The sequence below is a fragment of the Umezawaea beigongshangensis genome, assembly GCF_016464305.1.
In the GTDB taxonomy this organism is placed as follows: domain Bacteria; phylum Actinomycetota; class Actinomycetes; order Mycobacteriales; family Pseudonocardiaceae; genus Umezawaea_A; species Umezawaea_A beigongshangensis.
Genome location: NZ_JAEIOJ010000020.1, coordinates 37014 through 52457, shown reverse-complemented (window position 1 = coordinate 52457; position 15444 = coordinate 37014). Strand labels below are relative to the sequence as shown.

12 protein-coding genes and 1 pseudogene are annotated in these 15444 nt (G+C 71.6%); 9 read left to right on the top strand and 4 right to left on the bottom strand.

What is annotated here, in order from left to right; genetic code table 11:
- The 4 genes and pseudogenes from carB to IMZ35_RS28910 form a co-directional block, all read left to right on the top strand.
- Positions 1-555 (top strand): annotated as a pseudogene (gene carB / locus IMZ35_RS28925) (carbamoyl-phosphate synthase large subunit); the annotation flags it as partial.
- A gap of 100 nt (positions 556-655) precedes the next feature.
- On the top strand, positions 656-2365 hold the full coding sequence (locus IMZ35_RS28920; protein ID WP_199444382.1) for a carbamoyltransferase family protein: 1710 nt from the start codon (positions 656-658) through the stop codon (positions 2363-2365).
- Between the two features lie 44 nt (positions 2366-2409).
- Positions 2410-3138, top strand: a complete 729-nt coding sequence (locus IMZ35_RS28915) for an HAD family hydrolase (RefSeq protein ID WP_199444381.1) — start codon at positions 2410-2412, stop codon at positions 3136-3138.
- Between the two features lie 864 nt (positions 3139-4002).
- Positions 4003-5460, top strand: coding sequence for a sulfatase-like hydrolase/transferase (locus IMZ35_RS28910; protein WP_199444380.1), 1458 nt, complete (start codon positions 4003-4005; stop codon positions 5458-5460).
- A 245-nt stretch (positions 5461-5705) separates the two neighbouring features.
- On the opposite strand, the gene IMZ35_RS28905 is transcribed toward IMZ35_RS28910, so the two are convergent.
- From IMZ35_RS28905 to IMZ35_RS28890, 4 genes are all read right to left on the bottom strand, one after another.
- A complete protein-coding gene (locus tag IMZ35_RS28905) occupies positions 5706-5984 on the bottom strand; it encodes a hypothetical protein (protein WP_199444379.1) in 279 nt (92 codons plus the stop codon).
- 281 nt (positions 5985-6265) lie between these two features.
- On the bottom strand, positions 6266-7105 hold the full coding sequence (locus IMZ35_RS28900) for a helix-turn-helix transcriptional regulator (RefSeq protein WP_199444378.1): 840 nt from the start codon (positions 7103-7105) through the stop codon (positions 6266-6268).
- A gap of 715 nt (positions 7106-7820) precedes the next feature.
- On the bottom strand, positions 7821-8765 hold the full coding sequence (locus IMZ35_RS28895) for an SDR family oxidoreductase (RefSeq protein ID WP_199444377.1): 945 nt from the start codon (positions 8763-8765) through the stop codon (positions 7821-7823).
- Between the two features lie 187 nt (positions 8766-8952).
- On the bottom strand, positions 8953-9234 hold the full coding sequence (locus IMZ35_RS28890; RefSeq protein ID WP_199444376.1) for a hypothetical protein: 282 nt from the start codon (positions 9232-9234) through the stop codon (positions 8953-8955).
- Between the two features lie 771 nt (positions 9235-10005).
- On the opposite strand from IMZ35_RS28890, the gene IMZ35_RS28885 reads away from it, so the two are divergent.
- From IMZ35_RS28885 to IMZ35_RS28865, 5 genes are read left to right on the top strand one after another with little or no spacing between them, the layout of a single operon-like run.
- Positions 10006-11586 carry an ABC transporter substrate-binding protein gene (locus IMZ35_RS28885; protein WP_199444375.1) on the top strand — a complete coding sequence of 527 codons (1581 nt, stop codon included), beginning with the start codon at positions 10006-10008 and terminating at the stop codon, positions 11584-11586.
- A complete protein-coding gene (locus IMZ35_RS28880; protein ID WP_199444374.1) occupies positions 11583-12581 on the top strand; it encodes an ABC transporter permease in 999 nt (332 codons plus the stop codon). Before IMZ35_RS28885 ends, IMZ35_RS28880 begins: the two co-directional genes overlap by 4 nt.
- Positions 12574-13461, top strand: coding sequence for an ABC transporter permease (locus IMZ35_RS28875; protein ID WP_199444373.1), 888 nt, complete (start codon positions 12574-12576; stop codon positions 13459-13461). Before IMZ35_RS28880 ends, IMZ35_RS28875 begins: the two co-directional genes overlap by 8 nt.
- On the top strand, positions 13458-14399 hold the full coding sequence (locus IMZ35_RS28870) for an ABC transporter ATP-binding protein (RefSeq protein ID WP_199444372.1): 942 nt from the start codon (positions 13458-13460) through the stop codon (positions 14397-14399). The genes IMZ35_RS28875 and IMZ35_RS28870 overlap by 4 nt, the downstream gene beginning before the upstream one ends.
- On the top strand, positions 14381-15088 hold the full coding sequence (locus tag IMZ35_RS28865; protein WP_307868978.1) for an ABC transporter ATP-binding protein: 708 nt from the start codon (positions 14381-14383) through the stop codon (positions 15086-15088). The genes IMZ35_RS28870 and IMZ35_RS28865 overlap by 19 nt, the downstream gene beginning before the upstream one ends.
- The last annotated feature ends 356 nt before the right edge of the window (positions 15089-15444 follow it).

The window sequence follows — 15444 nt, the reverse complement described above, 5'->3', positions numbered from 1 at the left end:
CTGCCCTTCCACCGCTTCCGCACCAAGGAGGGCAAGGGCGTCGACTCCCTGCTCAGCCCCGAGATGAAGTCCACCGGCGAGGTCATGGGCATCGACTCCTCCTTCGGCACGGCCTTCGCCAAGTCCCAGACCGCCTCCTACGGCTCCCTGCCCACCTCGGGCAAGGTGTTCGTGTCGGTCGCCAACCGGGACAAGCGCGCCATGATCTTCCCCATCAAGCGGCTCGCCGACCTCGGCTTCGAGGTGCTCGCCACCTCCAGCACCGCCGAAGTGCTGCGCCGCAACGGCATCGTCCACACCCAGGCGATCGGCGACGTCGTCGGGGAGATCGTCGGCGGCAAGTTCTCCTTCGTCGTCAGCACCTCGGACGACCGCTCCCCCGCCGGCGCGGCGGACCGGGCGATCCGCGCGGCGGCCTCGGCGCACCAAGTCCACAGCATCACCACCATCCGCGGCCTGGGAGCCGTGGTCCAGGCGCTGGAGGCCAGCGTTGCCACCGATGACGCGCCCGAGCTGATTCCGCTGCAAGAAGCGCACCGGTCGCTGCGCGCCTGACGCGCGGCACCGCCCCCGAGACCCGCACGACCACCAGCGCGGAGCCGACCGGCTCCCGCGTCGACCGAACACGCCCCAACACCGGAAGGCAGAGCCGACCATGCTCGTCCTGGGTATCACCAACAACGACCTCGCAGGTGCCTGTCTGCTGCGTGACGACGAGATCGTCGCCGCAGCCAGCGAGGAGCGGTTCACCCGCGTCAAGGAACACCGGACCTGGCCCGAGCGGGCCATCGACTTCGTGCTGGCCGAGGGGGGCGTGACCCTCGCGGACCTCGACCGCGTCGCCTACGGCTGGCACGCGGGCTTCGACGCCGAGCGCCACCTGCTGCTGTACGTCGAGCGGGTCGCCCACGAGGCCACCCGACGCCCCGAGGGCCTCCCGCACGTCCGCAAGCGGATCTCCGACGAGATCGTCAACGACCGCGCCAAGCGCGCCGAGTTCGACGAGTTCGCCGAGCGGCACGGCCTGCGGGACAAGGTGGTGCTGGTCGACCACCACGAGTCCCACGGCATGGGCGCGTTCGTGTGCTCGCCGTTCACCGACGCCCTGGTGGTGACCTGCGACGGGCGCGGAGACTTCCAGTCGCTGACCATCAGCTTCGTCTCCGGCGACGAGGAGCGGGTGCTCCAGCGGGAAACCTCTGTGGACAGCCTCGGCTACTTCTACGGGCGCATCACCCGGTTGCTGGGCTTCCGGCCCAACCGGCACGAGGGCAAGATCACCGGTCTGGCCGCCAACGGTGATCCCGAGCGGCTGCTGCCGCTCATGCGGATGATGATCGACATCGAGGACGGCCGACTGCGGGCGCGCTGCGGCGACTACTACCAGCCCTCCTACGACACCTACTCGGACGTCCTGCTGGAGGCCGTCGCGGCCGAGCCGCCCGCCGACGTCGCCGCCGCCGCCCAGCGCCACCTGGAGAACCTGCTCTCCGAACTCGTCACCACCCACATCGCCGGGGTGCCGACGTCGAACGTGTGCCTGGGCGGCGGGGTGTTCGGCAACGTCAAGCTGAACCAGCGCATCCTGGAGTGCCCCGGCGTCGACAACGTCTACGTCATCCCGCCGATGGGCGACGGCGGCCTGCCCCTGCACAGCGCCGCCGTGGTCGCCTACCGCGAAGGCGGACACCGCTACGACGCGCCGTCGATGGCGCTCGGCCCCACGGCGGCGACCGACGACGACACCCTGGCGAACCTGCTGCGGTCCTACCCCTCACTGCAGTTCACCCGTTCCGACGACCCGCGCGGGATGCTGCTCAAGGCCCTGGAGGACAACCGGGTGATCGGGCTCTACCGGGGGCGCATGGAGTTCGGCCCGCGCGCCCTGGGCAGGCGCAGCATCGTCTACCGGACCGACGACCCGAGCATGAACGACTGGCTGAACCAGCGCCTCAAGCGCACCGAGTTCATGCCGTTCGCCCCGATCACCGCTGACGTGCTCGCCGCGTCGTGCTACGTGAACTGGCGCCCCGACCACGCGGCTGCCCGGTTCATGACGCTCACCTACGACTGCACGCCGGAGTTCGCCGAGTCGTGCCCGGCGGTCGTGCACGTGGACGGCACGGCGCGACCGCAGGTCGTCCGTCACGAAGACGATCCGTTCCTGCACGGAGTGCTACTGTCCTGGCACGACCGCACCGGTCAGGCAGCCCTGGTCAACACCTCGTTCAACAAGCACGAAGAACCCATCGTCGGCTCCCCCCGGGACGCGCTCGACGCCGTCAGCGACGGCATCGTCGACCTCCTGCTGGTGGACGACCGGTACTTCGTGTGGGCGGACGACACGGTGAACCCGATCGTCTGATCGGCGCGGGAGGCCGACGAAATCCACTGGTGAAAGGTCGTGCGATGAATTCTCCGGTCCAGCGAGTCACCGCCGGAGCCGTGGTGTTCGACATGGACGGCGTCCTGATCGACTCGCGGTCGGTCATCGAGTTCGCGTGGCGCGAGGCGGCGCGGGAGTACCTGGCCCGGGACCTCACCGAGGAGGAGGTGCGCGACCACGTCCACGGCCGCAACGGCAGCCACACCGTCGCGACCTTGTTCCCCGGGTTCGACGAGCGTCGGCAGCGCGACATCTGGCGACACGTCGACCGGATCGAGGAAACCGCGCCGTACGAGGCGATTCCGGGCGCGGCGGAGTTCGTGCTGGCCCTGGCCGACGCCGGGACGGCGCTGGCGCTGGTGACCAGCAGCTGGCCCGCGAAGATCGACCACGCGCTGGACATGATCGGGGTGCGCGCCGCGCTGCCCGTGGTCGTGCACCGCGACGAGGTCTCCCGGGGCAAGCCGCACCCGGAGCCCTACCTCACGGCCTGTTCGCGGCTCGACCTGTCGCCGGACGAGGTGGTGGTGTTCGAGGATTCCGTGAGCGGTGTGCGCTCGGCGGTCGAGGCTGGCGCGTGGTGCGTCGGGGTCGGGTCGGAGGACCTGGGCGACACCGGCGTGCTGCTCACCGTGCCCGACTTCACCGACGTCTCGGTGCAGCTCGACGAGCGGTCCACCGCGACCGTGCTCGTCGGCGGCGGCGTCCCGGTGGTGGACCTGCGCCGCAGGGTGGGTTCCACCGGCGCCTGATCCGGTGGAACCGGTGGGTCGGCCGTACCGGGACGGCCGACCCACCGCCTGCCGGTGATCTCAGCCGCCCAGGTGGAGAGCGCATGACGACCGAGGCCCCGAAACGCTCGCGGGCACGGTTGCGCTCCGCCGTGACATCAGCCAGCACGGCACGACGACCGGCCGCGCTGCTCCGACTGTCCTGTGTGGAGATACCGGCCCCACGGCACCAGCTCACCCTCCCGGAACCCCGGCCGGGCAACGCCGGTCCACGGTTCTCCCCCGGAGCCGAGCACTTCTCGCGGCACTGCCGCACCGACTCCCGGCCACCACGCTTCAACGGCTCCGACCGCTGGTGCGTCCGGAGACAGTGCTGCGGTGGCACCGGGACCTCCTCGCGCGACGCCACGTGGCCAGGTTCCGCCAGGGCAGCACGGTCGGCCACGGGCCATCCGCTCGATCCGGCTCCTGGTGCTGCGCCTGGCGCAGGAGAGCCCCGTCCGGCACCTCCGCCGCACCCGTGCCGCTCGTGCTGCGGCACGAGAACGCAGTCCTCCGACGGCAACCGGCGGGTCCGGTCCGCCACGAGCCCGCTGACCGGTGCTGGTTCCCCGCCCTGTCCGGGCTGCTCGATCGTCGGGGTCACCGCCGAATCCAGGGCGAACCGACCCGCCTCGGCCACCGCACCGCCGCCTCGGCGGTGAGGCCGATCCTGCACGAAGACGGCACCGACCCGGCACACGTTCTGGTGCCGCGCCAACAGATCACGGTTCGGGGCCGCCACGGTCGCGGCCCCCGGCTCATCCTCGGATCGACAGGTCCTGGATGCCGATGACCGGTCTCGACATCGTGGAGGGACACCGACCACGAGGAGACCGAGCACCCATGACCTCCCCGACGTCCTCCCTGTCCCGGCGCCGCCTTCTGGGCGCTGCGGGCACCGCTGCCGCCGCTGGAGCCGTGGCCATGACGCCCTCCTGGGCGCCGGCGAACGCGGCCACCGAGTCGGAGCTCGTCCCCACCGACCGCGGCGGCCATCCCGAGAAGCCCAACGTCCTGGTCGTCCTGGCCGACGACCTGGGGTGGGCCGACATCTCCTGCTACGGCTCCCCGGAGATCAGGACGCCGCACCTCGACCGGCTGGCGCTGTCGGGAATCCGCTTCACCGACGGATACGCCGCCGCTCCGCTGTGCTCACCGACCCGCTTCGGCCTCTACACCGGCCGCTACCCGGCCCGGCTCCCCGGCGGCCTGGCGGAGCCGATCGTTCGGCCGAACGAGATCGACGGCATTCCGCTGGACCAGCCGACCCTGGCCAGCCTGCTCAAGTCGCAGGGGTACGCGACCCGGATGTTCGGCAAGTGGCACTGCGGGTACCTCCCCTGGTTCAGTCCCACTCGCGTCGGGTGGGACGCGTTCTTCGGCGCCATGGGCGGCGCCGTCGACTACTTCTCCAAGGTCAACCCCAACGGCGACCACGACCTCTACGAGAACGAGGTCGAGGTGGAGGACCTGCGGTACTTCACCGATCTCATCACCGACCGCACCGTGGGCTTCATCCGCGAGGAGCACCACGAGCCGTGGCTGGTCAACGTCAACTTCACCACGCCGCACTGGCCGTGGGAGGGACCGGGCGACGTGGCGATCAGCCAGGAGCTGACCGCCCGGACCCTGGCCGGTGAGACCGGCGAGAACGGAGCGCTCGCCCACTGGGACGGCGGCAGCCGCGAGGTCTTCAAGGAGATGGTCGAAGGGCTGGACGCCGCGGTCGGGAAGATCCTCGCGGCACTGGACGCCACCGGGCAGCGCCAGAACACCGTCGTCCTGTTCACCAGCGACAACGGCGGCGAACGCTGGTCGAACACGTGGCCGCTCTACGGCGCCAAGGGCGACACGAGGGAGGGCGGGATCAGGGTGCCCGCGATCCTGAGCTGGCCGGGCGTGCTCCCCCGCCGCACGGTGAGCCGCACGCCGGTGATCACCATGGACTGGACGGCGACGTTCGTCGAGCTGGCAGGAGCCGCCGCCGGTCCCGCTCACCCGTTCGACGGCGTGAGCCTCGTCGACCACCTGCTGCGCGGCAGGCCCGCACCAGGGCGCGACCTGTTCTGGCGGATGCGCAGGAGCCGGGCCCTGCGCCGCGGCGACTGGAAGTTCTACTACAGCGCACTGCCGCAGCCCGGAATGCCCGCACCCGGCCCGCACCTGTACAACCTCGCCGACGACCAGCGCGAACTGGCCAACCTCGCCGCGAAAGAACCCGGCAAGCTCGCCGAACTCGTCGCCGCCTGGGAAACGATCAACGCCACCCTCCTCCCCTACCCGCCACCAGCGGCTGGATGATCCGGCACCACCCCGAGGCGCGGGTCAGCGATTCGGCGGAAGCGTCACCGGTGGTGACGACGTGGAGCGGTCGCACGACCCCGACACCGGACGTAGGGGCGACGTCAACATCCGCTACGACACGCCTGACGAGCTCGTCCGCGGGCGTGGACGCGGGCCGGGAGGGCGAGGGGGCGTCGCGGTCGGACACGACGACCTGGCCGTTGCGCGCGTGCACGAGCGCGACGACCTCTCGGACCGGGTGGTCACCGGTCGGGCGGTGCCAGGGGCAGCGCGGTGCCGGCCAGGAGGGTTCTCGGCACCTCGACCAGCCTGTCGCGGGGGTCGTGATCGTCCACCACGTGCGGCAGGGCGGTGAGGGCACCGGCTACACCGACGGGGAGGACGCGGACGCCCGAGCCCCCGCCGACGTGCAGCGGGTCCGTCGTGGTCAGGACCTCTCGACGTTCATCCGCGGCGTTCAACACCTCCACCAGTTCGCGCAGGAGTGCCGGGTTCGCCGCGTGCTCGCCGCGGTGCGGCACAACGCCGTCGTCGACGACGCACGTGGAGGTACCCGGGCTCCGGCCGATCCGGGAACGGGCGGAGCACGTCGTGCAGGCCGCGCCGGACGGGGTTCTGCGCGCCACCCGAGTCGATCACCCCGGCCCTGCGGGCGCACCGCGCGGCCGTGCAGAGCGTGCTCGACCCGGTGAACGACAGGCTTCTCGTCGTTGCTCCGACTCGCCCGACACGGGGAACATCCTCCCTCGAAGCGCTGTCCGGGATCGGGGTGTCCGGTCCGAGGGGACGACCTCACCTGTCGTCAGTGGAGCACTTGTGCTCCGATGACGGACAGCACCTGCAGCTTCTCGTAGCTTTCGCTGCCGGGTGTGGCGGTGTAGACCATCAGGGAGTGCGCCTGGCCGGGGTCGACGAGTCGCTGGCAGTTCAGTTCGAGCGCGCCGACCTCGGGGTGGTTGAAGTGCTTGACGTCGTGGGGGCGTAGTCCGATCTCGTGGTCGTCCCACACGCGTCGGAACTCCTCGCTGCTGTTCAGGAGCAGGTCGGCCAGGTGGGAGGCCCGGGAACCCGGACCGCGCAGGGTGACCAGCGCACGCAGCCCCGAGACGTACATCCGGGTGAGGAACGGATGTTCTTCTGGCGCGTAGATCTGCCGGGCGACGGGGTCGGTGAACCACCGGTATCCCGAGCTGCGAGCGGGTCCGGTGTACCGGGTCGAGTCGCCGGTGAGTGCGACGCCCATCGGGCTCTGCCGCAGGGTCTCGCCGAGCTCGGTGACGATCTCGGCGGGTGTGTCGTCCAGGCGGTCGAGCACCCGCAGGAGGCCGGGGCTGATGTGGTCGGGGGACGCTCCCCGGTCCGGCGGGTTGTGCCCGGCGAGGCGGAACAGGTGGTCGCGTTCGTCGAGCGAGAGGTGCAGCCCCTGAGCGATCGAGGCGAGCATCATGGGCGACGGCTGCGGGCCGCGTTCCCGCTCCAGGCGGGAGTAGTAGTCGACCGACATGTGGCACAGCGACGCGACCTCCTCGCGCCGCAGCCCGTTGGTCCTGCGCCGCGGCCCGCGCGGCAGACCGACGTCCTCGGGTTGCAGTGCCTCTCGGCGGTTGCGGAGGAACTCCGCCAGCCCAGGACGATCGATCACGACGCTCCTCCTTCTGGGGTACTACCTCGTTTCTACCGCTTGGCAGGAACACGTAGCCACGGCCCGTCGATCCCCCTCTCCGCACCCGCGGTGAGCGGGGAGTCCGTGCTCGGGCGGTCCTGGACAGGTCTGCGCCGTCCGGCGACAGCACCCCCACCCCGTCCGGACAGCGCGCCCTCGTCACCGGCGCGAGCGACGGGATGAGCCCGGGACCGCCACCCGACTGGCCGCGGACGGTGCGGAGGTGCGCACGCCGGCGCGCGACCCCTGCGAGGGCGAGGCCGCGGTCACCAGGATCAGGAGGGTCGTGCCGGGTGCGAATGCCTCGCTGCGCCGCCGGATCAACCGCCGTGCGGTCCCCCGCTCTGGTCGCTGCGGGTCCCGACCAGGTCCGTTCCACGACGTCGGGCCAGCGCTGGCCCACGCGTTCACGGTCGTGGCGGACCGCTTCCCCCTCGGGCAGACCGGCCCGACTCACACCGTTCGAACGTCGAGGTGTTCGACGTCGAGCTGACGGCCCGGGAGAGGGACCGGATCGCCGCGATGGGCGGGAACACGCGGTCCCGCGACCTGCCCGAACAGGTCGAGCGAATCGTCCTTTCGCGCGACGTGGGCGTGGGTGGACTACGACAACGGGCAGCGCTGACCGACGGCGGCGTCCTGGCCGACGAGGCCAGGGGTGCCAGGACCACCACCTACCGGTGGCGCGGGGACGTCAGGCGGCCGAGATGGCGGTACTGGTCAGCTGCTCCGAGACGTCCCAGACGCGTGCGGCCTCGTCGGCGCTGCGCAGCGGGGAGTACATCCGCTGCTCGGCCGGCGGACCACCGATGTTGCCGAACCCCCTGGGGCTGTACAGGGCGCCGGGCTTGGCTCGCGGGTCGGTCGCGGCCACGAGCGCGGGCAGCCCCGCGGACTCGACGGTGCCCACCAGGATGCCGCGAGCTGCGAGCCAGCGGATCATCCTGCGTCCGGTGGTGTCCCTGGCGCGGCCCAGTTCGGGGCGCGCGGCGAGCAGGTTGGTCGGTGCGACGCCGGGGTGGGAGAGGTTGCTGGTGATGCCCCACCCGTGGGCCTTGCTGCGCCGCTCCAGCTCCAGGCCGAACAGGCCGAACGCGATCTTGGACTGGCTGTAGGCGCGCATCCCGTCGTAGCTGCGTTCCCAGTTCAGGTCGTCCCAGTTGATGCGGCCGCTGCGGGCGGCGACGCTGACCTGCGAGGTCACCCGTGCACCACCGGCCCGCAGGAGCGGCATCAGGTTCGCGACGAGGGCGAAGTGGCCCAGGTGGTTGGTGCCGAACTGGAGCTCGAACCCGTCGGTGGTGGTCTGGCGGTCGGGCGGAGTCATGACGCCGGCGTTGTTGATCAGGAGGTGGATCGGGTCGCCCTCCGCGCGCAGGGTGTCCCCGAGGGCGGCGACGGAGGCGAGGGAGGACAGCTCGAGACTGCGCAGGGAGACGTCCGCGTCGGGCACGGACTGCTTGATCCTGGCGATCACGGCCTCGCCCTTGGCCGGGTTGCGAACGGGGATGATGACCTCGGCTCCGGCAGCGGCGAGGCGTCGGGCCATGCCCGCGCCCATGCCGTCGCTGGCCCCGGTGACGACGGCGCGCTTGCCGGACAGGTCGGGGATGGTGATGTCGATCGGTGTGCGTGGCATCGTTGCTGCTCCTTCGGGTTGTGGTTGTGCGTTCGAGCCGTTCGTGGTCGCGGACGGATGCGTCACAGCGGCAACGTGTCCGCCCACCGCGCGAAGGTCCGGGTGTACCGGGACGGATCGAACTGGTGCAGCGTGTGCGGGGCGTCCTCGCACAGCACCCGCGGATCTGCCTCCGCATGGCGCGGGCCTACAGCCAGGCGGCGACGACGCCTCCGCTGGAGTTGCCCGCGACGACGACCGGACGCATCTCGGTGTTCGTCCGGTGGAGCTCGTCGCCGTCGGTGACGTCGGTGAACACACCTGCGTCGGCGGTCGCGGTGGGCGGGACGGTGTTCACGGTGACGTCAGGTCGGCCGATCACCTCGCGCCCCTCGTCGATCACGACGAGGTCGGGACCGCGGAACGCGTCGACCGCGGTCGTGACCAGCCGGTCCGGGCCGGCCGGGGACTGCGCATCGGCCCGGACCACGACCCCCTCGTCCTCCGGTGTCCTCGACCTCGACCTCGACGAGCGCGCGTCGCGCGTTGTCCTCGTCCGCGGAGCAGTCGATCACCACGCTCGCGTCCGACGAGGCGTACCGCAACGCGATCGCCTCACCGGTCCCGCGCGCCGAACCGGTCACCGCGGTGACTCTTCCTGTCAGGTCGGTCATCATCTGCTCCTCGTGCGATCGGACCTCTGCCCGGACCGCCGCTCGTTCCGCGTGCTCGGCGATGACACCGATCGTCGGCGGACGGCCCGGACCTGTCCAGGACCTCCCGATCACCGGCTCGCCGAGTCACCGCTCCGCTCCACGAGGGGGATTGCCGGACCGGGGCCACCTCCTCCCGCACGGGGCAGAGCGGTCGTCGCAGCAGATGCTCGCCTCCATCTCGCGGGACTGCACCTGTCGATGGACGAACGCGACCGTCCGTTCTGCCTCACCCGGCACACCCCGCGGGCCTCGTCCCGGGGTGTTGGACACGGGGTCGTGCGGTGCGCATCGGCGTGGCCGGTGTCGGGGAAGGTCGTTCTCGTAGTCGACCGGGGACTTCTGTCCGAGGTGGAGGTGTGTCGCAGCGGTGCGGCCAGCCGAAGGCGGCGTGCCGTGCTTCCCCTCCACCGTCCCGAGTGCGAGCGCATCGCCCGGTACGACCACCGGCACCCGGCACGGTGTGACGATCACGCCTTCTTGTTGCCAGGTTCTTGCTGTTAGCATCTCGGCGCAACAGTCGACGTCCACGTCCGAGGGGATGCGCCGTGCATCATCGACCAGCGATCCTTCTCGTCGCGGCGGGCCTGGTGCTCGTCGGGTGCACGTCACCGGACGAGGGCGCAACGGCCGACACCGGTCAGTCCATCGTGATCGGTGCGGGCAGCGAGCCGGAGAACCTCAACCCGATCCTCGGCTACGCCCCCGATGGCGCGTCGAAGGTCTTCGACGGTCTGGTGGCGCGGGACGCCCAGCTCAAGCTGGTCCCGGCGCTGGCCGAGGAACTGCCCAGCGCGTCGGCCGACGGGCTGGTCTGGACCGCGAAGCTGCGCGAGGGCACCACGTTCTCCGACGGGACTCCGCTGTCGGCGCAGGACGTCGTCTTCACCTACGAGTCCGTGCTGGACCCGAAGTCCAACTCCACCATCGCCTCGCGGTTCGACGCGGTGACCGACGTCAGCGCGCCGGACGACCGGACGGTCGAGTTCCGGCTCTCCCACCCGTACGCGCCGTTCGACCAGCAGTTGTCGCTGGGCATCGTGCCGCGCAAGGCCTTCAAGGGTGTGGACGTCAGCAGCGCGCCGTTCAACTCCGCGCCGATCGGCACCGGCCCGTACACGGTCGCCGAGTGGCGCAAGGGCGATCGGATGACGCTCAAGGCCAACGAGTCCTACTGGGGCGGCGCGCCCGCGGTGAAGACGGTGACCGTCGTGTTCGTCGCCGACGACAACGCCCGCGCGACGCGGATGGCGGCGGGCGAGTTCGACGGCACGGTCCTGCCGCCGAAGCTGGCCGGGGCCTACGACGCCAAGCAGGGCTACCGCGTGGTGCGCAACCCGTCGGCGGACTACCGCGGCTTGGGCATCCCGTCGGAGCTGCCGTTGACGTCGGACCCGAAGGTGCGGGTGGCGATCAACCTCGGCATCAACCGCCAGGCGATGATCGACACGGTGCTCGCCGGGGCGGGCAAGCCCGCCGCGACGCCCATCTCGCCCTACCTCGACGAGTGGTACGACCAGAGCGCGGTGTTCCGCCACGACCCCGCCGAAGCGGCGCGGCTGCTCGACGAGGCGGGCTGGAGGGCAGGAGCGGACGGCAAGCGGTCGCGCGACGGCCAGGCCGCGCGGTTGCCGATCCTGTACCCGGCGCCGGACGTGCTGCGCAAGGAACTGGCGCTGGCGACCGCGAGCGACATCGCGAAGCTGGGCATCGACGCGCCGGTCGAGGCGACGACGCTCGAGGTCATGCTGCAGCGGCAGAGGGAGACCGCGAGCATCTGGGGCGGCGGTGACCCCTACGACCCGGACACCGCGTCCTACACGCTGCTGCACTCCCGCTACGCGGGCCGGTCCGGCTACGTGAACATGACGCTGTACCGCAACGCGAGCGTGGACGGTGCGCTGGACACCGGTCGCCGCAGCCTCGACCCGACGACGCGCAAGCAGGCCTACACCGACTTCCAGAAGGCGTACGTCGCCGATCCGGGGTGGGCGTTCCTGGTGTTCCTCGACCACACGTACGTGTTGCGGGACAGGTGGAACGGGCAGGCCGAACAGGTCGAGCCCCACGACCACGGCCTGGTGCACGCGGTGTGGTGGAACCTCGAACGCTGGACGCCCAAGTCGTGACGACGGTCGCGCAGAGGCGACGCGGACGGGCCGTCGGGCTGCTGGTCCTGCGACGCCTGGGTTTCGCCGTGCCGGTGCTGCTGCTGGTGAGCTTCGCGTTGTTCGCACTCGCCAAGGCCTCACCGTTCGACCCGGTCGAACGCTACTTCGGCCTGCGGATCATCGGCGCCAGCCCGGAGCGGGTCGCGCAGATCCGCGAGAACTGGGGCGTCGACCGGCCGGTGGTCGAGCAGTACCTCGCCTGGCTGCGGCACGCGGTCGCGGGCGACCTCGGCGACTCGCTGTCGTTGCGGCAACCGGTGTCCGAGGTGATCGGCGACCGTCTTCCGTGGACGGTCCTGCTCGTCTCGATCGGGTTCGGGCTGGCGTTGCTGCTCGGTCTGCTGCTGGGCACGGCGGCGGCGTGGCGACAGGGCGGCTGGCTGGACCGGACGATCACGGCGGTCTCCTACACCCTCGAAGCCGCTCCGGTGTTCTGGCTGGGCCTGGCCGCGCTGTACGTCTTCGCCCTTCAACTGCACTGGCTGCCGGGGGGCGGTCTCACCGACGCGGGCGCGGCGCTGGGCGTCGGACAGGTCGTGACGCACCTCGTGCTGCCGGTGTCCGTGCTGGCCGTGTCGCAAGCGCCGTGGTTCGTGCTGTTCGTGCGGCAGAACCTCCTCGAATCGTTCAGCCAGGACCACGTGATCGGCGCCCGCTCCCGCGGCCTGACCGACAGGCGGGTGGTGCTCGGCCACGCGCTGCGCACCTCGTTGCTGCCCTTCCTCACCCTGCTCGGCGCCCGCCTGCCCGAGCTGATCACCGGCGCGCTGCTGGTGGAGACCGTGTTCTCCTGGCCCGGTATCGCCAGGGCGACGGTCGACGCCGCGCTCAACGTGGACTTCGCGCTGATGGGAGCGCTGACCGTGCTGGCCACCTCGGTGGTGCTGCTGGGCAACCTGCTGGCCGACGTCCTGTACGCGCTGGCCGACCCCAGGGTGGGTCTCGATGGCTGATCAACGGGTGTGGCGACCGGTCCCCCGGTCCCGGATCGCCGCCGCGAGCACTCCCCGATCACCGCGGTGGCGGCTGATCCCCTCGGCGGCCGTCCTCGGGATCGCCGTCGCGGCGGTGGTGCTGGTCCCGCTGGTGGTGGACCTGAACCAGCAGCTGGTCGACCTCGCCGCGGCCAACCGTCCTCCCGAACCCGCGCACCCGTTCGGCACCGACGAACTCGGCCGCGACGTCCTGCTGCGGTGCGTCTACGCCCTGCGCGTGTCGCTCACGGTCGGTCTGGTCGCCGCGCTGGTCTCCTCCGCTGTGGGCACGGCCGTCGGGGCGCTCGCGGGGTCGCTCGGCGGATGGGTGGACCGGTTGCTGATGCGCTTGGTCGACACCGTGGCGTCGGTGCCGCACCTGTTGCTGGGCATCGTGATCGTGGCGATCCTGCGCCCCAGCCTGTCCGCCGTGATCATCTCGATCGGCCTGACCCACTGGCTCACCTCGGCCCGGATCGTGCGCTCGGAGATCCTCTCCCTGCGGAGCCGCCCGTTCGTCGACGCCGCCATCGTCGGCGGCTCGTCGCGGCTCCGGATCCTGGTGCGGCACCTGCTGCCCAACGTCACCCCGCAGGTGCTGCTGTCCACCACGCTGATGATCCCGCACGCCGTCTGGCACGAGACCGCCCTGTCCTTCCTCGGTCTCGGCCTGCCACCGCACGAGGCCAGCATCGGCAACATGATCAACGACGCCCAGCGGTCCCTGCTCACCGGAGGCTGGTGGATGTCGCTGGCGCCCGGCCTCGTGCTGATCGTCGTCACCCTGGCCATCTCCGGCGCGAGCGGTGTCTGGCGCGACCGGCTCAACCCCCGCCGCCGATCGGAGCTGACGTGGTGACCGAACTCGTCCTCGACCAGGTGTCGGTGCGCTTCGCCCTGCCGGGCGCGACCGTCGCCGCCGTGAGCGACGTGTCCCTGCGCCTGCGACCGGGCCAGTGCCTCGCGCTGGTCGGCGAGAGCGGCTGCGGCAAGACCGTCCTCGCCAGCGCGCTGCTCGGCTTCCTGCCGGGCAACGCCCAGGTCTCCGGCAGCGCCACCCTGAGCGACGAGCACGGCCCGACGCTCGACCTGCTGACCGCCACCGACCGGCAACTGGCCACGACCGTGCGGGGCCGCCGGATCGGCCTCGTCCCGCAGAGCCCCGCCTCCCACCTCACCCCCGTCCGCACCGCCCGCGCGCAACTCGAGGAGGTCGTCCGCGCACTCCGCCCCACCGAGGCGAACCCGCGCGAGCGCGCCGACAGCGTCGCCGCCCGAGCAGGACTGACCCCGCAGGACCTGGACCACTACCCGCACGAGCTGTCCGGCGGCATGGCCCAGCGGGTGGCCACCGCCCTCGCGCTCGTGGGTGAGCCGTGGCTGCTCATCGCCGACGAACCCACCACCGGTCTCGACCGGCACCTCGTCGACGGCCTGCTCGACGAGTTCCGCCGACTCGTCGCCGACGGCCACGCCGTCCTGCTGATCACCCACGACCTGGCCGCCGCCCAACGCGTCGCCGACCGGATCGCGGTCATGTACGCCGGGCAGTTGATCGAGATCGGCCCGCCGGACTCCGTGCTCGACGACCCCGGCCACCCGTACACCCGCGGCCTGGGGCGTTCCCTGCCCGATCGCGGCTTCACCCCGGTTCCGGGGATGCCGCCCCTGCTCACCGACCTGCCGCCGGGCTGCTCGTTCGCACCGCGTTGCGACCACGTCGCACCCGACTGCGCCCGACGCCCCGTGCTGACCACCGACACCGAGCACGCCGTCGCGTGCCACCGCCCGTGCTGACCGGGCTGCGCGCGGACGCCGTCGTGGCCGGTTACGACCCCCGACGCCCGGTGATCAACCACGTCGACCTGACCGTTCCGGCCGGACGGACCACCGGACTGGCCGGTCCCAGCGGCAGCGGCAAGTCCACCCTGGCCCGCGTGCTCGCCCTGCTGCACAAGCCCTTCGCGGGAAGCGTCCACCTCGACGACGAACCCGTGACCGGCTTTCGGCACCGCACCCCGCACGCCCAGCGGGTCCGGGTCGGCGTGCTGTTCCAGCAGCCGAGGCTCTCCGTGGACCCGCGGATGACGTTGCGCGCGGCGATCGGCGAACCCCTGCTCGCGACGAGGGCACCGGACGTCGCTGAGCGCGTCGACGAGCTGGCCGACCTGGTGATGCTCACCTCCGACCTGCTCACCCGACGCGCGCACGAGGTCAGCGACGGCCAGCTCCAGCGCGCCTGTCTGGCCCGCACGCTCGCGCTCGACCCCGGCTACCTGATCTGCGACGAGATGACCACCATGCTCGACGCCTCCACCACCGCCGCCCTGGTGGGCCTCATCCGCGACTACCAGGCACGGACGGGAGCGGGAGTCCTGGCCATCTCCCACGACACCGTCCTGCTCGACCACTGGGCGGACCACACCGTTCGGCTGACCTCCGGCGGCGTGCTCGACGCCAGCAGCGCGCCGACGACCACCACATGAGCACGACGGGGCTCCCGCTGCCGCAGAACGGTTCTTCCGGCACCTCGGACGGGGACGGCCAGCCGTGGACCACCCCTGCCGCGGTCTCGCCGTGCCGCGCCACGATCCCGCGCACCTCCGGCGCGAGCAGCGTGTCCGCGTCGGCAGGCGTGAACGTGCTGCCTGCCGACAACTCCGTCCACGCGGTCGGCTTGAGCGCCGCCCGAGCCGCACGGACGAGATGTCCGGCGAGCACGGCGCTGCCGCCGGGCCGGATCGAGTCGTCCACCGCACGCGGCGTGCGGAGCAGCACCGCGCCGCCGTCCGCCGGACATCGCGGAAGCAGGTTCGCCGGACTACGCTGAGATCGACAACCC

What these genes read in the sequence shown, in the direction of transcription:
- IMZ35_RS28920 (WP_199444382.1), top strand. Translation starts at nt 656, where the DNA reads ATGCTCGTCCTGGGTATCACCAACAACGACCTCGCAGGTGCCTGTCTG.
- IMZ35_RS28915 (WP_199444381.1), top strand. Translation starts at nt 2,410, where the DNA reads ATGAATTCTCCGGTCCAGCGAGTCACCGCCGGAGCCGTGGTGTTCGAC.
- IMZ35_RS28910 (WP_199444380.1), top strand. Translation starts at nt 4,003, where the DNA reads ATGACCTCCCCGACGTCCTCCCTGTCCCGGCGCCGCCTTCTGGGCGCT.
- IMZ35_RS28895 (WP_199444377.1), bottom strand. Translation starts at nt 8,765, where the DNA reads ATGCCACGCACACCGATCGACATCACCATCCCCGACCTGTCCGGCAAG.
- IMZ35_RS28875 (WP_199444373.1), top strand. Translation starts at nt 12,574, where the DNA reads ATGGCTGATCAACGGGTGTGGCGACCGGTCCCCCGGTCCCGGATCGCC.